The 25946-nt window shown below is 40.7% G+C and carries 25 protein-coding genes; all 25 read left to right on the forward strand.

The window, feature by feature from the left end:
* Window positions 1-63: 63 nt before the first annotated feature.
* The 25 genes from smc to flgC all read left to right on the forward strand — a co-directional run bounded on the left by smc (window position 64) and on the right by flgC (window position 25905).
* Complete coding sequence (gene smc, locus LC091_RS06600; protein WP_226681243.1) at window positions 64-3630, forward strand: chromosome segregation protein SMC; 3567 nt, start codon at window positions 64-66, stop codon at window positions 3628-3630.
* Window positions 3631-3649: 19 nt separating this feature from the next.
* Window positions 3650-4648, forward strand: coding sequence for a signal recognition particle-docking protein FtsY (ftsY, locus tag LC091_RS06605; RefSeq protein WP_226681245.1), 999 nt, complete (start codon window positions 3650-3652; stop codon window positions 4646-4648).
* 562 nt (window positions 4649-5210) lie between these two features.
* Window positions 5211-5549: a putative DNA-binding protein gene (locus LC091_RS06610; protein WP_226681247.1), complete on the forward strand. Its 339-nt coding sequence runs from the start codon at window positions 5211-5213 to the stop codon at window positions 5547-5549.
* A gap of 12 nt (window positions 5550-5561) precedes the next feature.
* The gene (gene ffh / locus LC091_RS06615) at window positions 5562-6908 is read left to right on the forward strand and encodes a signal recognition particle protein (RefSeq protein ID WP_010193421.1); all 1347 of its coding nucleotides are present in this window, start codon (window positions 5562-5564) and stop codon (window positions 6906-6908) included.
* Between the two features lie 118 nt (window positions 6909-7026).
* Window positions 7027-7299 carry a 30S ribosomal protein S16 gene (rpsP, locus tag LC091_RS06620; protein WP_148986534.1) on the forward strand — a complete coding sequence of 91 codons (273 nt, stop codon included), beginning with the start codon at window positions 7027-7029 and terminating at the stop codon, window positions 7297-7299.
* An 8-nt stretch (window positions 7300-7307) separates the two neighbouring features.
* Window positions 7308-7538, forward strand: coding sequence for a KH domain-containing protein (locus tag LC091_RS06625; protein ID WP_060665873.1), 231 nt, complete (start codon window positions 7308-7310; stop codon window positions 7536-7538).
* Between the two features lie 113 nt (window positions 7539-7651).
* Window positions 7652-8170 (forward strand): ribosome maturation factor RimM, encoded by a 519-nt coding sequence (gene rimM, locus LC091_RS06630; protein WP_226681250.1) that lies wholly within the window; start codon window positions 7652-7654, stop codon window positions 8168-8170.
* A 1-nt stretch (window position 8171) separates the two neighbouring features.
* Window positions 8172-8921: a tRNA (guanosine(37)-N1)-methyltransferase TrmD gene (gene trmD / locus LC091_RS06635; RefSeq protein ID WP_226681252.1), complete on the forward strand. Its 750-nt coding sequence runs from the start codon at window positions 8172-8174 to the stop codon at window positions 8919-8921.
* Window positions 8922-9042: 121 nt separating this feature from the next.
* Window positions 9043-9387 carry a 50S ribosomal protein L19 gene (gene rplS, locus LC091_RS06640; RefSeq protein WP_010193413.1) on the forward strand — a complete coding sequence of 115 codons (345 nt, stop codon included), beginning with the start codon at window positions 9043-9045 and terminating at the stop codon, window positions 9385-9387.
* Window positions 9388-9551: 164 nt separating this feature from the next.
* Complete coding sequence (lepB, locus tag LC091_RS06645) at window positions 9552-10103, forward strand: signal peptidase I (RefSeq protein ID WP_226681253.1); 552 nt, start codon at window positions 9552-9554, stop codon at window positions 10101-10103.
* 99 nt (window positions 10104-10202) lie between these two features.
* On the forward strand, window positions 10203-11060 hold the full coding sequence (gene ylqF, locus LC091_RS06650) for a ribosome biogenesis GTPase YlqF (protein ID WP_226681255.1): 858 nt from the start codon (window positions 10203-10205) through the stop codon (window positions 11058-11060).
* 54 nt (window positions 11061-11114) lie between these two features.
* Window positions 11115-11885 carry a ribonuclease HII gene (locus LC091_RS06655; RefSeq protein ID WP_226681257.1) on the forward strand — a complete coding sequence of 257 codons (771 nt, stop codon included), beginning with the start codon at window positions 11115-11117 and terminating at the stop codon, window positions 11883-11885.
* A 12-nt stretch (window positions 11886-11897) separates the two neighbouring features.
* On the forward strand, window positions 11898-12944 hold the full coding sequence (locus LC091_RS06660; RefSeq protein WP_226681258.1) for a hypothetical protein: 1047 nt from the start codon (window positions 11898-11900) through the stop codon (window positions 12942-12944).
* A complete protein-coding gene (locus LC091_RS06665; RefSeq protein ID WP_226681259.1) occupies window positions 12941-13237 on the forward strand; it encodes an EscU/YscU/HrcU family type III secretion system export apparatus switch protein in 297 nt (98 codons plus the stop codon). The genes LC091_RS06660 and LC091_RS06665 overlap by 4 nt, the downstream gene beginning before the upstream one ends.
* A gap of 226 nt (window positions 13238-13463) precedes the next feature.
* Window positions 13464-14624 (forward strand): ADP-forming succinate--CoA ligase subunit beta, encoded by a 1161-nt coding sequence (gene sucC / locus LC091_RS06670; protein ID WP_010193405.1) that lies wholly within the window; start codon window positions 13464-13466, stop codon window positions 14622-14624.
* Window positions 14625-14642: 18 nt separating this feature from the next.
* The gene (gene sucD, locus LC091_RS06675) at window positions 14643-15545 is read left to right on the forward strand and encodes a succinate--CoA ligase subunit alpha (protein ID WP_148978855.1); all 903 of its coding nucleotides are present in this window, start codon (window positions 14643-14645) and stop codon (window positions 15543-15545) included.
* A 77-nt stretch (window positions 15546-15622) separates the two neighbouring features.
* Window positions 15623-16534: a DNA-processing protein DprA gene (dprA, locus tag LC091_RS06680; RefSeq protein WP_226681260.1), complete on the forward strand. Its 912-nt coding sequence runs from the start codon at window positions 15623-15625 to the stop codon at window positions 16532-16534.
* A gap of 400 nt (window positions 16535-16934) precedes the next feature.
* Window positions 16935-19013 (forward strand): type I DNA topoisomerase, encoded by a 2079-nt coding sequence (topA, locus tag LC091_RS06685; RefSeq protein WP_226681261.1) that lies wholly within the window; start codon window positions 16935-16937, stop codon window positions 19011-19013.
* A gap of 117 nt (window positions 19014-19130) precedes the next feature.
* Window positions 19131-20435 carry an FADH(2)-oxidizing methylenetetrahydrofolate--tRNA-(uracil(54)-C(5))-methyltransferase TrmFO gene (trmFO, locus tag LC091_RS06690; RefSeq protein WP_226681262.1) on the forward strand — a complete coding sequence of 435 codons (1305 nt, stop codon included), beginning with the start codon at window positions 19131-19133 and terminating at the stop codon, window positions 20433-20435.
* Window positions 20436-20499: 64 nt separating this feature from the next.
* Window positions 20500-21408, forward strand: a complete 909-nt coding sequence (gene xerC, locus LC091_RS06695; RefSeq protein WP_226681263.1) for a tyrosine recombinase XerC — start codon at window positions 20500-20502, stop codon at window positions 21406-21408.
* Window positions 21409-21430: 22 nt separating this feature from the next.
* Window positions 21431-21973: an ATP-dependent protease subunit HslV gene (gene hslV / locus LC091_RS06700; RefSeq protein WP_010193398.1), complete on the forward strand. Its 543-nt coding sequence runs from the start codon at window positions 21431-21433 to the stop codon at window positions 21971-21973.
* 17 nt (window positions 21974-21990) lie between these two features.
* Window positions 21991-23391, forward strand: coding sequence for an HslU--HslV peptidase ATPase subunit (gene hslU / locus LC091_RS06705; RefSeq protein ID WP_226681264.1), 1401 nt, complete (start codon window positions 21991-21993; stop codon window positions 23389-23391).
* A gap of 25 nt (window positions 23392-23416) precedes the next feature.
* Entirely contained in the window at window positions 23417-24196 is a 780-nt protein-coding gene (codY, locus tag LC091_RS06710) for a GTP-sensing pleiotropic transcriptional regulator CodY (protein WP_223493318.1), read from the forward strand.
* 867 nt (window positions 24197-25063) lie between these two features.
* Window positions 25064-25453: a flagellar basal body rod protein FlgB gene (flgB, locus tag LC091_RS06715; protein WP_226681265.1), complete on the forward strand. Its 390-nt coding sequence runs from the start codon at window positions 25064-25066 to the stop codon at window positions 25451-25453.
* On the forward strand, window positions 25453-25905 hold the full coding sequence (gene flgC, locus LC091_RS06720) for a flagellar basal body rod protein FlgC (RefSeq protein WP_226681266.1): 453 nt from the start codon (window positions 25453-25455) through the stop codon (window positions 25903-25905). The genes flgB and flgC overlap by 1 nt, the downstream gene beginning before the upstream one ends.
* Window positions 25906-25946: the final 41 nt, after the last annotated feature.

The following is a 25946-nucleotide window of genomic DNA, read 5'->3' on the forward strand; positions in this document are numbered from 1 at the left end:
TAACAGCGGCGTACTATGGAGTCATTATTATATTAGTTTAAGAAACTAAACGAGGTGAGGAATATGTACCTCAAACGATTGGAAGTAGTTGGTTTTAAGTCGTTTGCTGAAAAAATATCCGTTGATTTCGTACCAGGTGTCACAGCCGTTGTAGGTCCGAACGGAAGCGGAAAAAGTAATATTATCGATGCCATCAGATGGGTGCTGGGAGAACAGTCAGCCAAATCCCTTCGCGGCTCCAAAATGGAAGATATCATTTTTGCCGGCAGTGATAGCAGAAGAGCGTTAAATATGGCAGAGGTTACACTGACCCTAGACAATAGTAATCGCATCTTGCCAATAGATTATATGGAAGTGAGCGTTACAAGAAGGGCGCTAAGATCTGGTGACAGTGAATTTCTGATAAATAAACAAACTTGCAGATTAAAAGACATAGTAGACCTTTTCATGGATTCCGGACTTGGAAAGGAAGCCTTTTCCATCATTAGTCAAGGGAAAGTGGAAGAGATACTGAGCAGTAAATCAGAAGAGCGTCGAAGCATTTTTGAAGAAGCAGCTGGCGTGCTTAAATACAAATCCAGAAAAAAGAAAGCGGAAAGTAAACTTATGGATACCCAAGAGAATCTTAACCGGGTATCAGATATTTTACATGAGCTGGAAGGGCAAGTGGAGCCATTAAAGATACAGGCCTCCATTGCCAAAGATTATCTGGAGAAAAAAGAAGAGCTTGAGCAGATAGAAGTAGGCGTAACGGTGCACGAAATTGAAGACCTTCATCAAAAATGGGAACAAAATTCTCAAGAAGTCAAAAACAGTACCGAAAAAGAGCTTGTACTATCTTCTGAGTTGAGTCAAAAAGAAGCAACACTTGAAAAGTATAAGGACCAAGTGGCTGCTTTGGATGAATCCATTGATTCCTTGCAACAAGCCCTTTTAGTGGCTAGTTCAGAACTGGAGAAACTGGAAGGAAGAAAAGAAGTTCTTAAAGAACGAAAAAAGAATGCTACAACAAACCGTGCCCAATTAGAAAGTTCATCGGTGGAACTTGTTGAATTTATCAATGTGCAAAAGCAAAGATTAGAAAGCGAAAAGCACCTTTTGAATACCCTTCGACAAGAGTTGGTATTAACAGAGCAACAACTCAAGGAAAAACAGGTGATAAACGAACAGTTTGACCAAAATATCGAAGGTAAAATTGACGCCTTAAAAAGTGACTATATTGAACTTTTAAACAAACAGGCATCCTTTCGCAATGAAATTTCCTATCTGGAGCAACAAGAAAAGCAAGAAGGTATGAAAGTTACCCGTCTTGATGAGGGGAACAGAAAATATGTCGACCTCAGGGCCAATACTCAACAGAAAAAAGAAAAGGTACTTTCTGATCATAAACAGGTACAAGAAGAGTTAAATCAAACGGTGGACCGCTACAGGACTGAGCAAGCTAACCTGGAACAATTTAAGCAATCCTATCAGAAGAAAGAAACTACCTTGTATCAAGCATACCAATTCTTACAGCAAACACGAGCACGAAAAGAAATGCTTGAAACCATGCAGGGGGACTTTACAGGATTTTTTCAAGGTGTTAAAGAAATACTGAAAGCTAGAGATGAGAATAAGCTTACTGGAATTAAAGGGGCTGTTGCGGAACTCATTCAAGTAAATCAGGATGTGGAAACGGCAATTGAGATTGCCCTTGGCAGTGCAACGCAACATATTGTCGTGGATAATGAGCAAAATGCAAGAACATCGATCCAATACTTGAAAAAGAACGGGTTTGGCCGAGCGACGTTCCTGCCAATGACGGTCATGAAACCTAGGACATTATCAGACTATCAAGTGAATCAGATTAATCAACACGAAGCTTTCGTAGGGATTGCCGCTTCACTTGTGGAATATGACCCTTCTTACGAAAATATCGTCAACAACCTCTTGGGTACCATTGTCATCGCGAAAGATCTAAAAGGAGCCAATGCTTTAGCGGGAATTCTTCAACACCGATACCGCATCGTAACATTAGAAGGAGATGTGGTAAACCCAGGTGGTTCTATGACTGGTGGTGCTGTTAAACAAAAATCTAATTCACTCCTAAGTCGAGGGCGTGAACTGGATTCTATTTCAGCTAAACTGGAAGAGATGGAGAATAAAACTGCCCTGCTTGAAGATCAGGTCAAAACACTTAAGAGGAAAATAGAAGAAAAAGAGTCTCAAGTTTTAGAATTAAAGGGAATTGGCGAGGAACTAAGATATAAAGAACAACAGGTTGCAAGCCTTCTTCGAGAAGTGGAACTGGAAGAGAAAAACGTCAATGAGCATTTGAGTTTATACGACTATGAAAAGCAACAACTCACCATTTCCATGACGGATGCCATCAAGAAGAAAGCAAAGCTAGATGATGAGCTGAAGACGGTGGGAAGGCAGATTGCAGCTCTGGACAAAGAGATTGCCGATCTTAATTCCCTAAGGTTGGAGCAACATGCAAACAGAGAGACTGTACAAAATGAGCTAACACAACTTAAAGTTGATTATGCGAGTAAAAAAGAAAAACTTACTAATCAATCTGAAAAAGTGGATACTATTGAAACAGATCTTGAACAAGCCTCGGAAAGATTGACTGATATTAAAGAAGACTTGTCTCTTTTACAAAGTGAAATGAATGATAATTCTTCAGGTGAACAAAAACTGGAAGTGGCTGCGGCTGAAAAGTTACAAGACAAAAATACCACCATGAAGCTAATAGCAGAACGCCGTGCAGAAAGGCTTTCTTACCACGAAAAGGTGGAACAGGAAGAGCTGGAACTGAAAGATTTAAAAAGACAGTATAAACAGCTTACTGAAGTTTTGAAGGCGGAAGAAGTGAAACTGAACCGTCTGGATGTGGAATTAGATAATAGACTTCAGCATTTAAGGGAAGAGTATATGCTATCCTTTGAAGCGGCCAAAGCAGATTATCCACTTGAGATGGAGATAGAAGAAGCGCGTAAAAAGTTAAAGCTGATCAAGCTTGCCATCGAGGAGCTTGGCACAGTCAATATCGCTGCAATTGAGGAATATGATCGAGTAAGCGAGCGATATACATTCCTAAAAGAACAAAAGGATGATCTTCAAGAAGCAAAAGACACCTTGTTCCAAGTCATCGGTGAGATGGATGAGGAAATGAAAAAGCGTTTTGAAACGACCTTCACTAATATTCGTGCACATTTTCACGATGTGTTCCGCTCGTTATTTGGAGGGGGAAGGGCAGATCTTGTGTTAACAGATCCTTCAGATATGCTAAATACAGGTGTAGATATTGTGGCACAACCGCCAGGTAAAAAACTGCAAAATCTAGGTCTCTTATCAGGAGGAGAAAGAGCGCTAACCGCAATAGCCCTGTTGTTTTCCATCCTAAAGGTAAGACCTGTACCGTTTTGCATCCTCGATGAAGTAGAAGCGGCCCTTGATGAAGCAAACGTCCACCGTTTTGCCCAATATTTAAAACAGTTCAGTGAAGAAACCCAATTCATTGTCATCACCCACCGCAAGGGAACAATGGAATTCAGTGACGTCCTTTACGGGGTTACGATGCAAGAATCCGGTGTCTCTAAATTGGTCTCAGTCCGGTTAGAAGAATCCAAAGAACTTGTTAAATAGAGAGGAAGAGAATGAGAAAATGAGTTTCTTTAAAAAATTGAAAGAAAAACTTACCACCCAAACAGATTCCGTAACAGAAAAATTCCGAGAAGGATTAACGAAAACTCGCGATTCTTTCTCTGGTAAAGTAAATGATCTTGTCGCTCGCTACCGCAAAGTGGATGAGGATTTCTTTGAAGAGTTGGAGGAAATCTTAATCGGGGCAGATGTTGGCGTTAACACCGTGATGGAATTAATTGACGAACTTAGAATGGAAGTGAAACGACGCAATATCCAAGATCCCCGTGAAGTTCAAAGTGTTATTTCTGAAAAGTTGGTGGAAATCTATCAAGCTGGAGATGACGTCTCTCCGACCATCAACTTTCAACAAGAAGGCTTAACGGTTGTTCTAGTTGTAGGGGTAAACGGGGTAGGAAAAACGACATCTATAGGAAAGATCGCTAAGAAGTTGAAAGAAGAGGGGAAAAGTGTTCTTCTTGCAGCGGGAGATACATTCCGTGCCGGTGCTATCGACCAGCTTGAAGTATGGGGCCAGCGTGTTGGTGTGGATGTGATCAAGCAATCAGAGGGTTCAGATCCAGCAGCTGTTATGTATGATGCCCTCCAAGCGGCTAAAGCTCGTAAAGTTGATGTACTGCTTTGTGATACAGCAGGTCGACTTCAAAACAAGGTCAATTTAATGAAGGAACTTGAAAAGGTGAAGCGTGTCATTGAGCGTGAGGTTCCAGGTGCACCACATGAAGTGTTGCTTGTCTTGGATGCAACGACTGGCCAGAATGCATTAAGCCAGGCGAAAATCTTTTCTGAAGCAACAAATGTTACAGGAATCGTTTTGACAAAGCTTGACGGCACTGCAAAGGGCGGAATCGTTCTTGCAATCCGGAATGAAATGAAGATTCCGGTCAAGTTTGTTGGTTTAGGTGAAAAAGCAGAAGACCTGCAAGAATTTAATGCCGAGCAATATGTGTACGGGTTATTTGCAGACATGATGGAAAAAGAAGAAGCACAAGAAAGCTAAAAACGATATCCATTACCGCCGCCCCTCAAATCAGAAGGGCGGCTTTTTAGTAGAGAAGAGTAGAGAAGATGTGAACCTGTTTATTTCCGTTCCAGGCGCTTCGCTTGCCTGCGGGCGGTCCGGGAGCCTCCTCGTCTTCGCCTGCAGGGTCTCCCCTGTCCCTTCTTCCCGCGGGCGTCTGCGCGCCTTCCGCTCCAATCAACAAAGTTACTTCATTCACCTGAGGTTCTATGAATGGGCAATTACCCGGGTTAACTGAAAAAGTGATTACCCTTCTTTTGAGTAATTTCCAGCTGTGAATTGGAGCAAATGGCGGAGACTCCAGCGGGGGAGAAACGGTAGGTTGAGACCCCGCAACGAAGTGAGGAGGCTCAAGCACCGTCCCGCGGAAAGCGAAGCCAATTGCGGAAAGGAACAGCTACGATCACCTAACCAACTATTGGTCTATTTTTTTATATTATTGCATTTCCCAAGGTCAAGAAAAAAACTTGACATTCCCTATCTCAACCTGTAAACTAAGCTATTGTAAAGGCATTTCACTTAACAAGGGAGAGTGAAGAGGATGCTTGAAAAAACAACGAGAATGAACTATCTTTATGATTTCTATCAGTCGTTGTTAACACCAAAGCAACGAAGCTATATGTCTTTGTATTACTTAGATGATCACTCCCTTGGTGAGATAGCAGAGGAATATAACATAAGTCGTCAAGCAGTGTATGATAACATAAAACGTACAGAACAGATGCTTGAGCAATATGAAGAAAAGCTTTTGTTATTTCAAAAGTTTCAAGAGCGGCAGTCGCTTTTGCAGCAGATGAAGGACGAAGCCGAAAAGGCGGAAAGTCCGCTTAACGGTAAGTCTCTTTTAGCGCTGATCGAGTCGCTTGAGAAATTAGATTAGGGGGCGGCATACATGGCATTTGAAGGTTTAGCCGACCGTTTGCAAAATACGATACAGAAGATCCGTGGAAAAGGAAAAGTAAGTGAACAAGACGTTAAAGAAATGATGCGTGAAGTTCGACTGGCTTTACTAGAAGCGGATGTTAACTTCAAAGTAGTGAAAGACTTTGTAAAACGCGTGAATGAACGTGCAGTTGGACAAGAAGTCATGAAAAGTCTTACACCCGGTCAGCAAGTAATTAAAGTGGTAAAAGAAGAACTCACCGCGCTTATGGGCGGAGAGCAAAGTAAAATCGCTGTCAGCAGCCGACCTCCAACCGTCATCATGATGGTAGGTCTACAAGGTGCTGGTAAAACGACGACAACCGGAAAGCTTGCAAACCTATTGCGCAAAAAGCACAATAGAAAGCCGCTTCTAGTTGCAGCAGATATTTACCGACCGGCAGCTATAAAACAGCTTGAAACACTTGGAAAACAACTCAGTATGCCTGTTTTCTCACTAGGAGATCAGGTAAGTCCCGTTGAAATCGCAAAGCAAGCCATCCAAAAAGCGAAAGATGAGCATCATGACTATGTGCTGATCGATACTGCCGGACGTTTGCATGTGGATGAAAACTTAATGGACGAGTTAAAGCAGGTGAAAGAAATCTCCAACCCAGATGAGATCTTCCTTGTTGTAGATGCAATGACAGGACAAGATGCTGTAAATGTAGCGCAAAGCTTCAATGAACAGCTTGGCTTGACTGGAGTTGTATTAACAAAACTTGATGGAGATACTCGAGGTGGAGCTGCATTATCTGTTAAGGCGGTAACCAATACCCCAATCAAGTATATTGGTATGGGAGAAAAATTGGATGCCATCGAACCTTTTCACCCTGAACGTATGGCCTCTCGTATTTTAGGTATGGGAGATGTGCTGACTCTAATTGAGAAAGCACAATCGAATGTAGACGAAGAGAAAGCCAAGGAGCTTGAACAGAAGCTGCGTACGATGAACTTTACGTTTGATGATTTCCTGGAACAGCTTGGCCAAGTGAGAAACATGGGGCCTCTTGATGAAATTCTTGGAATGATACCTGGAGCCAACAAGATGAAAGGCTTAAAAAATGTCCAGGTGGATGAAAAACAGATTGGTCATGTTGAGGCAATTATTCAATCGATGACTAAAGCAGAGAAAGATAATCCAGATTTGATTAATGCAAGCCGCAAAAAGCGGATAGCAAAAGGTAGCGGGCGACCTATCCAGGAAGTAAACCGTCTACTTAAACAATTTGAAGAGATGAAAAAAATGATGAAGCAGATGACAAGCATGCAAAAAGGAAAAGGCAAAAAAGGTGGCTTCAAATTTCCTTTCATGTAAGCATCCACAGCATTTTTTCTCTTAATAAATAAAGTGACAAGAAAAAACACTTTACAAACAAGTAACTACTTGTTATCATACTATCTTGTGTGAAATATTTTCGGAGGTGCTATATTAAATGGCAGTAAAAATTCGTTTAAAACGTATGGGTTCTAAAAAATCCCCATTCTATCGTATTGTAGTAGCAGATTCTCGTTCTCCTCGTGACGGACGTTTCATTGAAACAGTTGGAACTTACAACCCTGTAATGCAACCAGCTGAAGTTAAGATCAATGAAGAACTAGCTCTTAAATGGTTACAAGATGGCGCGAAGCCTTCTGACACAGTTCGTAACCTTTTCTCTAACGAAGGTATTATGGAAAAATTCCACAATGCCAAATTAGGTAAGTAAGAGGCAAAATGACAGAACTAATCCAAACAATTGTGACGTCGTTAGTAGATCATCCAGAAAATGTAGTGGTTACGGAAAAAGAAACAGGTAATGTTCTTACGTACCAACTTACTGTACATCAAGATGATTTAGGGAAAGTGATTGGCAAGCAGGGTAGAATTGCAAAAGCAATCCGGACAGTTTTGTTCGCTGCTGCTTCTCACGAGAATAAACGAGTACAATTAGAGATTATGGAGTAGGGGGAGGCTTTTATGCTTCCCCTTTTCTTTTTGATTAAATAGGTAAGAGAAACTCTTTGAGGGTACTCTATTTATATAGAAGATAAGCGTTGTTACGCGTGGAGGTGCTTAAAATGTCAAAATGGTTTAATGTAGGTAAGCTAGTGAATACACACGGAATAAAAGGTGAGGTTCGTGTCGTTTCCAGAACAGATTTTCCTGATGAACGTTATAAAAAAGGAAATCTCCTCTACTTATTCTTACCAAATGAAAAGGAACCAGTAGAAGTTAAAGTAGCAACTAGAAGAGTACATAAATCCTTCGACCTTCTCACATTTGAAGGATTCCATAATGTAAACGAAGTGGAAAAATTCAAAGGAGCCATTGTTAAGGTTCCAGAAGACCAACTAGGTGAGCTGGAAGAAGGAGAATATTACTTCCATGAAATAGTTGGCTGTAAAGTAATCCTTCAGGAAACGATGGAGGAGATAGGCACAGTTAAGGAAGTACTGACACCAGGAGCAAACGATGTCTGGGTGATTAAGGCAAAGAAAGGGAAGGACATATTAATCCCTTATATTGATCAAGTAGTAAAGAAAGTGGATGTTAAAGAGAAGACAATTATCATAGAGCCATTAGAAGGGCTGTTTTAAGATGAAGATTGATATTCTTTCCATTTTTCCGGAAATGTTTACAGGAGTACTCGGGTCCTCCATTTTGAACAAAGCTGCGGAGAAAGGAGCCGTTCAATACAGAGTGACCGATTTCAGAGAATACGCGGATAACAAACATAAGACAGTCGATGACTACCCTTATGGAGGTGGAGCTGGAATGGTGCTTAAAGCTCAACCGATCTTTGATGCCGTTTCATCCCTTACAGAGGCAAATCAAGCTGTCAAAAAGCCGAGAGTTATTCTGATGTGTCCTCAGGGTGAGCGTTACACGCAAAAGAAAGCAGAAGAACTCGCACAAGAAGAGCATCTGATATTCATTTGCGGTCATTACGAGGGCTATGACGAACGAATTAGAGAGCATGTTGTTACAGACGAGATTTCAATTGGCGATTATGTTCTTACTGGAGGGGAACTAGCTTCAATGGTCATTGTAGACAGTGTAGTTCGTTTGCTTCCAGATGTATTAGGAAAAGCGGCTTCCCATGAACAGGATAGCTTTAGTACCGGGTTACTTGAACACCCACATTATACAAGACCGGCTGATTTTCGGGGCATGAAAGTGCCAGATGTTCTTCTCTCAGGAAATCATGCACATATTGAAGAATGGCGGACAAAAGAGTCTATCAGAAGAACTTGGAACAGAAGACCAGACTTATTTGATGAGTATCCATTAACAATTCAGCAACAAGAATGGCTTAGTGAAATAAAAAAAGAGGATAAGGCATATTGATTTTATTTTTCTAATATGCTATTATACTCTTTGTGACTTAGCTATCGCTATGTCTAAAAACGATGTTCCGCTGCATCAAATAAGTATGGTATGAGCATCTGTGGAAAAGGAGCAGAAAACTATGCAAAAATTAATCCAAGATATTACTCAAGAGCAGTTGAAAACTGATCTTCCTTCTTTCCGTCCTGGTGACACTGTACGTGTTAACGTTAAGGTTGTAGAGGGAACGCGTGAGCGTATTCAGGTGTATGAAGGAGTAGTAATCAAACGTCGTGGCGGCGGAATCAGCGAAACTTTCACAGTTCGTAAGATCTCTTACGGTGTTGGAGTTGAGCGTGCATTCCCACTTCATTCCCCTAAAATTGAGGGAATTGATGTAGTTCGTCGTGGTAAAGTACGTCGTGCGAAACTTTACTACCTACGTGCATTACGTGGTAAAAAAGCGCGTATCAAAGAGATTCGATAATTCAAAGGGGGAGCTTGGAGACAAGCTCTCTTTTTTTACTAAAAAAATGGCTGCGCAATATCTATAGTTTTGTTTAAACAAAAACAAGGTATATAATTGAAGTAGAATTACATATAAATTCTCATTAAATAAGAGAACATAATGAAAACGGCGGAGGAACAGATATGGCACGTTCTAAAAATGAGCTTTGGGAATGGGTAAAAGCCTTAGCTATCGCAGTAATTCTTGCAGCAGCAATACGTTATTTCTTTTTTGCACCAATTGTGGTGGATGGTGATTCCATGATGCCGACTCTGCATAATCAGGATAGAATGATTGTGAACAAGATTGGATATCAGATTGGAGAACCGGAACGATTTGACATCGTGGTGTTCCATGCAACAGAAGATAAAGACTATATTAAACGTGTCATCGGTTTGCCGGGCGACGAAGTAGAATATCGGGATGATGTCTTGTATATCAACGGAGAAGCATATGAAGAGCCATATTTAGACAGCTATAAGGCTCAGTATCCTGATGGCCCGTTAACGGAAGATTTCACATTGGAAGAAAAGACAGGCCTTAAAGAAGTACCAGAAGGTCATCTCTTTGTAATGGGAGATAACCGCAGATTCTCAAAGGATGGCCGTCATATCGGAACAGTGCCGCAAGAAGAAGTACTAGGCAAAACCAATATTGTCTACTGGCCACTATCAGACCTAAGAATGGTAAAATAACACCTAGCCAGTTGATTGGAGCAAAAAGCGAAATCAACAGCGGTGTATAACGAAATTTAAAATATATGTTTTTTGCAAGGACTTCAGGAGGCAATTCTCATGACAATACAATGGTTTCCCGGGCATATGGCGAAAGCCCGAAGACAAGTAACAGAAAAACTTAAATTGATTGATATCGTCTATGAATTGGTAGATGCGCGAATCCCCGTTTCATCACGAAATCCAATGATCGACGAAATCATTTCCAATAAGCCAAGAATCATACTGCTTAACAAAGCAGATATGGCAGATGCTAAGATAACTCGGGAATGGCTTGACTATTTCAATCTCCCAGGTTCATCTACAAAAGCGATTGCCATTGACTCCCAAACTGGTAAAGGGATTCAACAGATTGCATCATTATCCAAAGAGCTGTTAAAAGAAAAGTTTGATAAAATGCAATCTCGCGGAATTAGACCAAGAGCAATCAGAGCTTTGATAGTGGGGATCCCCAATGTCGGAAAATCAACGCTGATTAACAGGCTGGCGAAGAAAAATATCGCTCAAACAGGAGATAGGCCTGGTGTCACAAAAGCTCAGCAATGGGTCAAAGTCGGGAAAGAATTAGAACTACTTGATACGCCTGGAATTCTCTGGCCAAAATTCGAAGATCAAGAAGTTGGCTACCGTTTAGCAACCACAGGTGCCATTAAAGATACAATCATTAATCTACAGGATATTGCTGTATTTGCTTTAAGATTTTTGACTGACGCTTATCCCGAAAGATTGAAAGAGCGTTACGGTCTTGAAGAAATACCTGAGGATATTGTCGAACTTTTTGACGCAATAGGCTCTAAACGCGGCTGTAAGATGAGTGGTGGACATATCGATTATGATAAGACCGCCGAATTGGTTATTCGTGAAATACGTTCAGAGAAACTTGGGAAAATCAGTTTAGAAAGACCAGAAAAACTTTAGAAAAAGGCTGTCATCCGTGCAGCCTTTTTCTTTTGGGAAAATGGAGTGGAAAATGTGGCAAAGCTGTCGATAAAAGAGATAGAACAAATATTAGCAAAAACGGAAAATGAGCAAGACCCTTTCATCGTTTCAATAAAGGATGATGAACGTAAAGGTGTACAAGTGCTTTTACGCAGATGGGAAAAGCGCGCACAGGAAAAACAGAAGCTTATAGATCAGTTCAAAGAGATGCAAAAGTATGAAGTTGCTCTTTGGGAGAAGGGCTCTAGGTTTATTGCGGGAATAGATGAAGTCGGTCGAGGTCCTCTGGCCGGTCCTGTAGTTGCAGCGGCGGTAATTTTGCCAGAAGAATTTCAGCTGCCCGGACTTACAGACTCAAAAAAACTCAGCCCGCAAAAAAGAGAAATTTTTTATGAATATATTAAAGAGAATGCTATTAGTTACGGAATAGGTATTGTCATGCCGAGCGATATCGATAAGGTGAATATTTACGAAGCTACAAAGCTTGCGATGATGGAAGCAGTAAATAACCTTTCTAACACACCTGATCACCTCTTAATAGATGCAATGAAACTAGACGTAGATATTGCGCAAACTTCCATCATAAAAGGGGATGCCACAAGTATATCCATCGCAGCAGCATCTGTTTTGGCTAAAGAAACAAGGGATACGTATATGAAAAACCTTGCAAATGAATTTCCTCAATATGGCTTTGATAAAAATATGGGATACGGAACCCGTGAGCATCTAATCGCTTTAGAAGAAGTAGGGGTGACCCGAGAACATCGTCGATCATTCTCACCGGTAAAGGAAATGGTTGACTAAAAGGAGTTAGCTATGAACATTTTACATTTAGGTGCTGGAATCGGAACCCCCAAAAACCAAACAACACCTATCTCTGCGGCTTCACAAACACCGCAGGAAAGCACTCAGGCGCTTATAACCCAAATAGGGGGGAAGATGCCTTCAACCTCTCTGAAAGAAGTCACAGAGGCAATAGACAGCCTTCCCCCAACACAAAATGATAAAGCAGTGGAATTGGTCAAAGTATTAGTCCAGCGAAACGGACTTACAAACCTATCTGAAAAGCTCCAAATGATGGTCACCAGTTTTTCGGACAAGGAAACGACTCTACAACATCTTGCCAAAGTGGAAACTTTTCTTGAAAAAGCAAATCTTCCAACTCCGATTCAGGAAAAACTCATAGATGTCATTCGAAACATGCAACTGCCACAAACGCTTAACACCAAAACAGAAGCATTGCAATTTATTAAACAATTACTCCCCTTACTTGGATTGAACTTTGAACAAAACTTAGGCAACTTTATTAGAGATGGCCAGCCTTTATCAGAGGCAAAATTAGAACAGTTGAAGCCATTATTATTGAATTATATGAACCAGACAACAACCCCTGAAGAAAAAACTGCCATTGGTCACCTCATTTCCAAATTAACGAGTTTTCAACTTTTAACAAGAGAAGAAGGCAACCTGCATCATGTTTTTTTACCGATTCCAGTTAACATGGAGAATGAATCAAAAGAATGGTATGTACATATAAGCTCGAAAAAAAAGAACGAGGAGCTTGATTCTGAATATTGCCGTGTAGTACTTTTGCTGGACCTCCCGCTATTTTCGTCTGTAATGGTGGACGTACTCGTTCAAAGGAAAGTGATCAGCATTTCTTTTCAACATTCTTATCCTGCACTAGAATCACTAGTGCCAAAGAGCGCCCCTTTTTTAAAGAAGAAGCTTGCTGATATAGGCTATACAATAAGTAATGTGAAAACAGAATATAAGGAAAAGGATAATACGCCTGGGATACCGTTGGATTATTTAAGGACGATATTGGCTTCACCACAGGAAGGGGTGGACATTCGGATATGAGTAAAGACATCATTAAGAGAAAAAAAGCGGTTGCCATCAAGTATGAACAGAATAAAAGTGTTGCACCTGTTGTTCAGGCAAAGGGTGCTGGCCTTGTAGCTGAAAACATTTTGGAGGAAGCAAAAAAGCATAAGATCCCCATTCAGGAAGATCAGGCTTTATTGGAAATCTTAATGGAACTAGAGTTAAATGAAACAATACCTGAAGAACTATATGAGGTGGTAGCGGAGGTCTTAGCGTATGTGTATAACCTTCATAAAGAAGAGAAAAAGAATGTGAAAGACACCACGTGAAGGTTTTTTAACATAATGAAAATAGATTGAATAATCTGTTAAATCAAGTGTCAATTTGCGAATAGGCACCTTTTCTTCGACAAAATAGGATGTCAATCTATTAATTTTTTGAAAATAGTATAATATTTTTGCAGAAAGGTAGACATTTGATGGCGCATTTAATAAAATGAAAGCGCAGTCTATTTTTAAATAATGTTCTGTTATACATAAGATTGGAGGATGGGAAATGAATATCCATGAATATCAAGGAAAAGAGATCCTCAGAAAATACGGGGTGGCTGTTCCAAATGGCCGAGTAGCGTTCACTGTTGAAGAAGCAGTAGAAGCTGCAAAAGAACTGGGAACAGAAGTTTGTGTAGTGAAGGCGCAAATTCACGCTGGAGGCCGCGGTAAAGCGGGCGGAGTGAAAGTTGCCAAGAACTTGGATGAAGTTCGTGAATATGCGGGTGAAATCCTGGGCAAAACGTTAATTACTCACCAAACGGGTCCAGAAGGTAAGGAAGTAAAACGCTTACTTATTGAAGAAGGATGCGACATCAAGAAAGAATACTATATCGGACTTGTATTAGACCGTGCAACATCCCGAGTTGTGTTAATGGCATCGGAAGAAGGCGGAACAGAAATTGAAGAAGTGGCAGAACAAACGCCAGAAAAAATCTTCAAAGAAGTGGTTGATCCTGTTGTAGGATTAACAGGTTTCCAAGCTCGTCGTATTGCATTCAACATTAACATTCCAAAAGAGTTGGTTGGACAAGCGGTTAAATTTATGATGAGCCTTTATACTGCTTTCGTCGAGAAAGATTGCTCTATCGCAGAAATCAATCCACTTGTTGTGACTGGTGACGCGAAGGTAATGGCGTTGGATGCAAAGCTTAACTTCGACTCTAATGCACTTTACCGTCACAAAGACATTTTAGAATACCGTGATCTGGAAGAAGAAGATGCAAAAGAAATCGAAGCTTCCAAATACGATTTAAGCTACATTTCACTTGATGGAAACATCGGATGTATGGTAAATGGTGCCGGACTTGCGATGGCAACTATGGATATTATCAAGCATTATGGTGGAGACCCTGCTAACTTCCTGGACGTTGGGGGCGGAGCTACTGCTGAGAAAGTAACAGAAGCTTTCAAAATTATCCTTTCTGATGATAATGTAAAAGGGATTTTCGTTAACATTTTCGGTGGAATTATGAAATGTGACATCATTGCTACAGGTGTTGTGGAAGCAGCGAAGCAAGTTGGTCTTGAAGTACCTCTAGTAGTTCGTTTGGAAGGTACAAACGTAGACTTAGGAAAACAGATTTTACGTGAGTCTGGCTTAAATATCGTTGCAGCAGAATCCATGGCTGATGGTGCACAAAAAATCGTAGCGCAAGTAGGATAAGAAAGGCAGGGGACATTCATGAGTGTATTCATTAATAAAGATACAAAAGTAATCGTACAAGGTATTACTGGTTCCACAGCGTTGTTCCATACAAAGCAAATGCTTGAGTATGGCACACAAATCGTTGGTGGTGTTACACCAGGTAAAGGCGGCACTGAAGTGGAAGGTGTACCTGTATTCAATACAGTAGAAGAAGCAGTTAAAGCTACTGGTGCAAATGCATCTGTTATTTATGTACCGGCTCCATTTGCTGCAGATGCAATTATGGAAGCGGTAGATGCAGAGCTTGACTTGGCTATTTGTATTACAGAGCATATTCCTGTACTTGATATGGTAAAAGTGAAGCGTTATATGGAAGGGAAAAAGACTCGTCTTGTTGGTCCTAACTGTCCTGGCGTTATCACTCCTGGTGAGTGCAAAATCGGTATCATGCCTGGTTATATCCATACGAAAGGCCATGTTGGGGTTGTTTCCCGTTCTGGTACATTAACGTACGAAGCGGTTCACCAACTATCTCAAGAAGGTATTGGTCAATCTACAGCTGTAGGTATCGGTGGAGACCCGGTTAATGGTACTGATTTCATTGATGTTTTAAAAGCATTCAATGAAGATGAGGACACGTATGCAGTTATCATGATCGGTGAAATCGGTGGTACAGCTGAAGAAGAAGCTGCTCTTTGGGTAAAAGAGAACATGACAAAACCTGTTGTCGGCTTCATCGGCGGACGTACTGCACCTCCTGGTAAGCGCATGGGTCACGCAGGAGCAATCATTTCTGGCGGTAAAGGTACTGCAGATGAGAAGATCCGTGTGATGAATGAGTGTGGCATTGAAGTTGCTGATACTCCATCCGTTATGGGTGAAACGCTTATCAAAGTAATCAAAGAGCAAGGCATTTACGATAAATGTAAAACTCACTAATATAATAATGGAAATGGGATAGTCGAGTCAGGCTATCCCCGTTTCCGTTTCTAAATTGAAAGAGGTGTATTGCGTATATGCAATTGGAAAAAAGAAGATTGATAACCCTGCATCATTGTCAAGATCTCACCTTAAAGACACTCCAAAACCTATTAATGAAAGATCCCACGCTTGAACGCCTTTACACCATGAAACCTTCTGATATAGCTTCTAATTTCAACACTTCACTAAAGCAAGCACAGACCATTTATCACCATATCCGCAATAATAATGTCTCACAGCTTCTTTCTATTTATAAAGAGCAAAGCATAGAACCTCTAACCATTTGGGATAAAGAGTACCCACTCCTTTTAAAAGAAATCTATGACCCGCCAGTTGTCCTATATACAAAAGGGAATAAGCAACTATTCAAATCTAGAATGCTTGGAATAGTTGGTGCCAGAATGATGACATCTTACGGTAATCACTCTTTACATAAGTTGATTCCCCCTCTTCTAAAAGAAGACTTCACTATCGTAAGCGGATTGGCAAAAGGAGTGGACATTTCCGCTCATCAATTAGCGATGGAAAGGGGAGGAAACACCATTGCTGTTTTAGGAAGTGGTTTTTTTCATATTTATCCGAAAGAACACCATTCTATTGCAGAAAAAATTGCCTCACAGCATCTACTTCTCTCCGAATATCCTCCATACACACCTCCAACAAGATGGAATTTCCCACAAAGGAATCGTATTATCAGTGGTTTAAGTGAAGGAGTAATCATAATTGAAGCGAAAGAGAAAAGCGGGTCCCTCATTACTGCAGATCAAGCAATGGAACAAGGAAGAGAGGTATTTGCTGTTCCAGGTTCCATACTTTCTGAAACCTCCAAAGGGACAAATGCACTTATCCAACAAGGAGCAAAACTTGTCATTAGTCATCATGATATTTTAGAAGAATTGAGTAGCCGTGAAATGATAAAAATAGTAAAAGAGATTACAATAAAGTGACAAATAATTAACTATTTTTGAGAGAATTTTCGTTTTTTACTTTACAAATCAAGATATGTCTATATTATTATAGGGTACAATGATATTAAAAATTGTACCCTTTTCCTATGCAAGATAGACCGTTCTAGTGAGAAAAGTTTGCAGGTACTAGTATATAAACTAGATTCTGTGTCTACATATAATACATAAGGATAACCGGGATGTTTAAAGAGGGGTAAAACTAGGAAATTACATAATTTATTGGAATTCTCTGTTTGACAAAAGGTTACATAATATTTGATAATGGTGAAGATTTATATAATAGATAAAACAAAAATGAAAATAGAAGCTAAAAACTTTGAGAAAACGCATCACCTTATTGTTTTTTCTAAGAATTTACCCTCTTGAGGAGGATTATTGAATGGCAGATTACTTAGTGATTGTGGAATCACCGGCAAAAGCAAAGACAATTGAACGATATCTAGGAAAAAAATATAAAGTGAAAGCCTCCATGGGACATGTTAGAGACTTACCCAAAAGTCAAATGGGTGTAAATGTGGATCATGAATTTGAGCCTAAATATATAACCATCAGAGGGAAAGGTCCCGTCTTGAAGGAATTGAAAACAGCTGCAAAAAAAGCAAAGAAAATATTCCTCGCGGCTGACCCGGATCGCGAAGGGGAAGCTATTGCTTGGCATCTTGCTCACAGTCTCGATATTGATATAACATCGGATTGTCGGGTTGTTTTTAATGAAATAACTAAAGATGCTATTAAGGAATCATTCAAACATCCAAGACCGATTAATCTCGATGTAGTGGACGCTCAACAGGCAAGAAGGATTTTAGATCGACTTGTGGGCTACAACATAAGCCCTTTATTATGGAAGAAAGTGAAAAAGGGATTAAGTGCAGGTCGCGTTCAATCCGTTGCTGTACGATTAGTCATTGAACGTGAGCAAGAGATAAATGCGTTTGAACCGGAAGAGTACTGGTCCATTAAAAGCAGCTTCCTTACAGGGAAATCAAAAGAATTTGAAGCAAGCTTCTATGGGGTAGATGGGAAGAAGACAGAGCTGAAATCTGAAGCAGATGTCAATGAGGTTCTAGGAAGGCTTGAGGGGAACTCCTTTGAAATAAAGAGTGTAACCAAAAAGGAGCGTAAACGTAATCCAGCGCTTCCTTTCATCACATCTTCCTTGCAACAGGAAGCTGCGCGTAAACTTAACTTCCGTGCAAAGAAAACGATGATGATGGCCCAGCAGCTCTATGAGGGAATTGAGCTTGGAAAAGAAGGTACGGTCGGTCTAATCACCTATATGCGTACGGATTCAACCCGTATTTCAGAAACCGCAAAGAAAGAAGCGGTGGAATATATCGAAAAGACATATGGCAAACAATTTGTTTCTACTGAAGAAAGAAAAGAAACAAAAAAGAGCAATGCACAAGATGCCCATGAAGCGATTCGTCCAACATCAACCATGAAGGACCCTCAGTCGATTAAAGAATACTTGTCACGTGATCAATTCCGTTTATATAAGTTGATTTGGGAGCGCTTTGTAGCAAGTCAGATGGCACCTGCCATATTGGATACGGTCAGTGTGGACTTAACGCAAAATGATGTTCAATTCCGTGCGACTGGATCTACGGTCAAGTTCGCAGGCTTCATGAAAGTATATGTGGAAGGTAACGACGATCAACAGGAAGAAAAAGAGAACCTTCTTCCTCCTTTAGAGAAAGGCGATACCGTTTTCTCCAAAGATATCGATCAAAAGCAACATTTCACCCAACCTCCACCAAGGTACACAGAGGCAAGGTTGGTACGTACCCTAGAAGAGTTGGGAATAGGAAGACCGTCAACTTATGCACCTACATTGGATACCATCCAGAAAAGAGGCTATGTAGCGCTCGATAATAAACGATTTGTTCCTACTGAGCTTGGAGAGATTGTCATCCAATTGATTCTGGAGTTCTTCCCTGAAATTATTAATGTCGAGTTTACTGCGGACCTGGAAACAAACCTGGATAATGTGGAAGATGGAAAAGTAAATTGGGTCAATATCATTGACGGCTTTTATCATGAATTCGCCAAGCGTTTAGAAAAAGCGGAAGCGGAAATGCAGGAAATTGAAATTAAAGATGAGCCAGCAGGTGAAGATTGTGAGCTTTGCGGTCACGAGATGGTCTTTAAGATGGGACGGTACGGAAAGTTCATGGCTTGCTCCAATTTCCCTGACTGCCGCAATACAAAACCTATCGTAAAAGATATCGGGGTCCCTTGTCCTAAATGTGAAAAAGGGAATATTGTGGAAAGAAAAAGTAAAAAGAAACGAATTTTCTATGGCTGTGACCAATACCCTACCTGTGAATTCTTATCATGGGATAAGCCTATTGCCAGAAAGTGTCCTAAGTGTGAATCCTTACTGGTCGAGAAAAAGCTTAAAAAGGGTGTACAGGTACAGTGTGTAGAGTGTGATTATAAAGAAGAACCACAAGGATAATCTTTACGATAGAAAATAGGGGACTGACACTTAAGTGGTTGGGTCAGCCCTTTTTCCTTTGTAAAAAAAGCTAGTGAATGCAGCAATAATTTAACAACGTTTTTGGAGGTATAAGTTATGACAAACACAGTAGTTAATGTAATTGGAGCTGGCCTTGCCGGCAGTGAAGCAGCATGGCAGCTTGCAAATAGAGGGATTCAGGTACATTTATATGAAATGCGACCAGTCAAACAAACTCCTGCCCATCATACGGATAAATTCGCAGAGCTTGTTTGCTCCAATTCCCTTCGCGCAAACAACCTGACAAATGCAGTGGGTGTGTTAAAGGAAGAGATGAGAATGCTTGACTCCGTCATTATTCGTTCAGCAGATGATTGTGCGGTCCCTGCAGGAGGTGCACTTGCTGTGGACAGGCATGAATTTGCTGCTAAAGTGACGGAGAGAGTCAAAGAACATCCTAATGTAACGGTATTTAATGAAGAAATGGAACAGATTCCACAAGGACCGACAATTATTGCAACAGGACCGTTAACGTCCAAAGCCCTTTCAGACCAGCTTCGTTCCTTAACTGGTGAAGAATATCTATATTTCTATGACGCTGCAGCTCCAATTATTGAAAAAGACAGCATCAACATGGATATTGTTTATTTAAAATCACGTTATGACAAAGGAGAAGCAGCATACTTAAATTGCCCGATGACAGAAGAGCAGTTTAATCGATTCTATGATGCATTAGTGGAAGCAGAAACCGTTCCATTAAAGGAATTTGAAAAAGAAATCTTCTTTGAAGGGTGTATGCCGATCGAAGTAATGGCAAACCGCGGAAAGAAAACGATGCTTTTTGGACCATTAAAACCGGTTGGGTTAGAAGATCCAAAAACAGACAAACGCCCATTTGCTGTCGTGCAACTCCGTCAAGATGATGCGGCAGGGACTTTGTATAATATTGTTGGTTTTCAGACACATTTAAAATGGGGACCGCAAAAAGAAGTGATTCGTCTAATTCCTGGCTTGGAAAATGCGGAAATTGTCCGATACGGTGTCATGCACCGCAATACCTTTATCAATTCTCCAAACCTGTTGAAACCAACCTATCAATTTAAAGAAAGAGATGATCTTTTCTTTGCCGGTCAAATGACAGGAGTGGAAGGATATGTGGAATCTGCAGCGTCAGGGCTTATTGCGGGGATGAATGCAGCCCGCCTTGTGCTTGGAGAGGAACCGTTGGTGTTCCCGAAAGAAACCGCAATTGGAAGTATGGCGCACTATATTACGTCTACCAACGCGAAAAACTTCCAGCCGATGAATGCAAACTTTGGGCTATTCCCAGAGCTTCCAAAGAAGATTAAAAATAAACAAGAGCGTAATGAAGCGCATGCTAGGAGAGCGTTGGAAACAATTCAGAATTTTGTAAAAAATTAATCAAATTAATTGCAAGGGCTACTAAATTGTGATAATATTTAGTAGCCCTTGTGAGGTGATAAGTATGCAAAATGTTAACGTTCCATTAATTTCTTTTCTAGAATATTTACAAATTGAAAAAAATTACTCAAAATATACTATTGTATTTTATCAGAAGGATATTGAAGATTTTTTTGATTTTATGAAAGAGGAAGCCATTTCAAGCATTAATGAAGTCACTCATACAGAAGCACGTATGTATTTAACCAGGCTGCATCAAAAGAAATACGCTCGAAAATCGGTAGCAAGGAAAACATCAAGTTTGCGAAGCTTCTATAGGTTTCTTCTCCGTGAGGAAAAAGTGGAGCAAAATCCTTTTACCAGTGTGTCCTTGCCAAAACAGGAAAAGCGGCTTCCGCAGTTTCTCTATAGCGAAGAGTTGGATAAGTTATTTGCTGTTTCAGATCTGGAAACACCACTAGGTCAGAGGAATCAAGCCATTTTGGAATTACTCTATGCAACTGGCATCCGAATTAGTGAATGTTGTCACATTCAAATTCAAGATATAGACTTTCAAGTCGGTACGATCCTTGTCACTGGAAAAGGGAATAAACAACGTTATATCCCATTTGGAAGTTTTGCACAAGATGCATTAAAGACTTATTTGGAAGACGGCCGCAAGTCACTGCTTGAAAAGCAGAAGACTCCTAATTCCACCAAGCATCTTTTTCTTAATTTCCGTGGAGGTCCACTTACTTCCCGCGGTGTAAGGCTGATACTTAATGATATGGTACAACAGGCATGTTCAACCTTACATATTAGTCCACATATGCTTCGGCATACTTTTGCCACGCATATGTTAAATGAAGGAGCAGACCTTCGTGTTGTCCAAGAATTGCTCGGACATGCCAGTTTATCATCCACCCAGATCTATACACATGTGACAAAAGAACATTTACAAAAGACGTACAATCAATTTCATCCTCGTGCATGAGGAACGAATGGAGGATCTTTTCATGTCATCATTTCATGCTACCACGATATTTGCAGTCCAACATAAAGGACAATGTGCAATGTCTGGTGACGGTCAGGTTACATTTGGAAACGCAGTTGTCATGAAGCATACAGCACGAAAAGTGCGAAAGCTTTTTAACGGAAGAATCCTTGCAGGTTTTGCAGGATCTGTGGCAGATGCATTTACTTTGTTCGAAATGTTTGAGGCGAAGCTGGAAGAATATAACGGCAATATCCAGCGCTCAGCAGTAGAGCTTGCTAAAGAATGGCGAAGTGATAAAGTGTTGAGAAAGTTGGAAGCCATGTTGATTGTAATGGATGAGTCCAGCATGTTATTAGTATCCGGAACGGGTGAAGTCATTGAGCCTGATGACGGGATACTTGCTATTGGTTCAGGTGGTAACTATGCACTCTCTGCAGGTCGTGCGTTAAAGCGATATGCAGGTGAGCATATGACGGCACGTGAGATAGCAAAAGCCTCCTTGGAAACAGCAGGCGAAATTTGCGTGTACACTAATGACAATATCATTGTAGAAGAACTATAGAAAAGGCGGTTGTGGACATGAGTACAAAATTAACCCCTAGGCAAATAGTAGATATGCTCGATCAATATATTGTAGGTCAAACAAATGCGAAAAAAGCTGTTGCAGTTGCTCTGAGAAACAGGTATAGAAGAAGTCTCCTTAAAGGCAGTCTTCGTGATGAAGTAGTCCCTAAAAACATACTGATGATCGGACCGACTGGTGTTGGAAAGACGGAAATAGCCCGCAGAATTGCCAAACTTGTTGGTGCACCTTTTATTAAAGTAGAGGCGACGAAGTTCACTGAGGTAGGTTACGTGGGCCGAGATGTTGAATCGATGGTACGTGATTTGGTGGAAACATCCGTCCGTCTTGTAAAAGAGGAAAAGATGGCGAGTGTGAAAGAAAAAGCCCTGGAAAATGCAAACAAACGCTTGGTGGAACTCCTTGTTCCAGGCAAGCAAAAAAGCGCGTCCTATAAAAACCCTCTTGAAATGTTTTTTGGAGGCAACGCTAGCTCCAATGACACAGATGAGCAGGAAAAGCAAGAAGAAGTCTCTATCAAAGAACAAAGAAGAAGAATGGCCCATCAACTTGCACTGGGAGAACTTGAAGACCGTTATGTTACGGTGGAAGTGGAAGAGCAGCAAGGGTCCATGTTTGACATGTTGCAAGGCTCGGGTATGGAACAAATGGGCATGAACATGCAGGATGCCCTTAGCAATCTTATGCCGAAGAAAAAGAAGAAAAGAAAACTAACTGTTCGTGAGGCAAGACCGGTACTTGCACATGAAGAAGCGCAAAAACTAATTGATATGGATGAAGTGACACAAGAAGCTGTTAATCGAGCAGAACAAAGTGGCATCATCTTTATTGATGAAATTGATAAAATCGCTAAAAAGAACAGCGGTTCCTCTGCAGATGTATCCCGTGAAGGGGTTCAACGTGACATCCTCCCTATTGTGGAAGGATCGACGGTAGTAACCAAATACGGCCAAGTAAAGACAGATCATGTTCTATTCATTTCGGCAGGTGCTTTTCATATCGCCAAGCCGTCTGATTTGATTCCGGAGTTGCAAGGTCGCTTTCCGATTCGTGTGGAACTGACCAAACTTTCAATAGACGATTTTGTTAGAATCTTGGTGGAACCAGATAATGCATTACTTAAACAATATACGGCATTATTGGAAACGGAAGGTATAAAAGTCGAATTTTCTGACGATGCTATTCGTAAACTAGCTGAAGTAGCGTTTCAAGTGAACCAAGATACCGATAATATCGGTGCCCGCCGTCTTCACACTATTCTAGAGAAATTGTTGGAGGACCTGTCTTTTGAGGCGCCTGATATCAATCTGGAGAAAATCGTTATCACACCGAAATATGTGGATGAAAAACTAGGAAATATCGTAAAAAATAAAGATTTAAGCCAATTTATCTTATAGAAGTAGATTTTAGGAGGAAATAAAAATGCCATTATTACAAAAAACAAGAACCATTAATGCCATGCTGCAAAGAGCAGCCGGTAAACCAGTTAACTTCAAGGAAATGTCGGAAACACTTTGCAATGTTATAGAAGCAAATGTCTTTGTATTATCCCGTCGTGGGAAGCTATTAGGCTATTCCATTAACCAACAAATTGAAAACGAGCGTATGATTAAAATGCTTGAAGACCGTCAATTCCCTGAAGAGTACACAAAGAACCTGTTCAATATATCTGAAACATCCTCTAACCTGGATGTGGATAGTGAATATACAGCTTTCCCTGTTGAGAACAAGGAATTGTTCAAATCTGGTTTAACAACTATCGTTCCTATTATCGGTGGAGGAGAGCGTCTTGGGACACTGATTCTTGCTCGTCTTCAAGAGCCATTCTCTGATGATGATTTAATCTTGGCTGAATACGGTGCGACAGTTGTAGGTATGGAGATCTTGCGTGAGAAAGCAGAAGAAATTGAAGAGGAAGCAAGAAGCAAGGCTGTTGTTCAAATGGCAATCAGCTCCCTTTCTTACAGTGAGCTTGAAGCAATTGAGCATATCTTCGAAGAGCTTGATGGTAAAGAAGGCCTTCTTGTTGCAAGTAAAATTGCCGACAGAGTAGGAATCACTCGTTCTGTAATTGTAAACGCACTAAGAAAATTAGAAAGTGCCGGTGTTATCGAATCCCGTTCACTTGGGATGAAGGGTACTTATATTAAAGTGCTAAACGACAAGTTCCTTATGGAGCTTTCCAAACTAAAATCACACTAATGTAAAGATATGAAAAAGGGTCTGACTCTTATCTGCAACACGCAGAAGAGTCAGACCCTTTTTATTTTAGGGTGAGAAAGTTTATAATCCTGTTGATTTCCGTTCCAGGCGCTTCGCTTGCCTGCGGGCGGTCCGTGAGCCTCCTCGGCTTGCAGCCTGTGGGGTCTCACCTGTCCCTTCCTCCCGCGGGCGTCTACGCGCCTTCCACTCCAATCAACTAGATGACTCCATTCACTAAATGGTTTGTTAAAAGATAATCTAATGGTGTTAACTTAAAAAGGACTAACATTTCGGTTTCGTACTATCTAGCTGTGGATTGGAGCAAATGGCGTAGACTCCAGCGGGGGAGTAACGGAAGGTTGAGACCACGCAACAATGGAAGCCACTGAAAAACTGAAATCTCATGTACTTAAATGTTTCTAGCTGGTGATTGGAGAAAAAGGCGGAGACTCCTGAGGGAGATAGCGCTAGATGGAGACCCCGCAGGCGTAGCCGAGGAGGCTCCAGCAGCACCCCTAGGAAAGCGAAGCCTTTTTCGGAAATCAACAGCGGTGTCTATACTACATCTTAATTAATAGACTTTTTCAGTGGCGTCGAAGCGTTGTGAGGAGGATCAAGCGCCGTCCCGCGGAAAGCGAAGCCGTTTGCGGAAAGGAACAGCGGCGTTTAAGTCCTTATAAGGGACTTTTCTATCCCGAAAGAATAATAGGCCTTTATACCCAATGGGTAAAATGAGTCAAATTGACGATTTTTTTTAACAATTGACACATAGACATATCGGTTACCTTAATTTACAATAAAAGCATACATACATATTTCGACAAAAGTATATAATTCGTAACAAAAGATATATTTATGGGGGTACTAATGAAGATTTTTTCGACATCAATCCAAGCATTGGAAAAAGGTATACAATATTCCAGTGCAAAACATAAAGCTATTTCACATAATATCGCAAACGTTGATACACCAAATTTCAAACGAAAAGAAGTAAAACCAAACTTTAGTGTAACTTACCAAAAGGCACTTGAAGCCAATAAAACAGATAACAGACATAGAGAATTTTCCATAAGTTCAAGTAAAGCTTTTAAAATGGATAACACATCATATTCCTACTCACATAACGGTAATAATGTCGACATAGATAAAGAAATGTCAGATTTGGCTGAAAATCAACTATATTATTACACATTGATTGATCAAATGAGTGGGAAGTTTCAATCCCTTCAAAATGTAATTAAAGGAGGAAGAGCATAATGTCCATGTTTAAAAGCATGAACATCTCAAGCTCAGCCCTCACTGCACAGAGGCTCAGAATGGATGTTATATCATCTAATATGGCAAACGTTGACTCGACCCGCGGGGAATACCGTAACGGGCAGTGGGAACCCTACAGGAGGAAGATTGTAGAGACTGCACCAAAGGAAAACAGTTTCCAATCCTATTTACAAAAAGCCTCTGGAACTGGAAGTGGTTTTGGAAGTGGAGTGAAGGTAACAAGGATTAAAGAAGATGACGCTCCTTTCCGTTTAATGTTTGACCCAGAGCACCCCGACGCAAATGAAGAAGGATATGTTCAGTTGCCGAATGTCGACCCTTTAAAAGAAATGGTTGACCTAATGAGTGCATCAAGATCCTATGAAGCAAATGTGACAGTATTTAATGCTTCAAAAGGGATTATGATGAAAACGTTGGAGCTTGGTAAATAAGTGGAGGTCGTATAGATGATTACTAAAATAGCGAATTCTAA

The organism is Sutcliffiella horikoshii, from assembly GCF_020524325.1.
GTDB classification, from domain to species: domain Bacteria; phylum Bacillota; class Bacilli; order Bacillales; family Bacillaceae_I; genus Sutcliffiella_A; species Sutcliffiella_A horikoshii_D.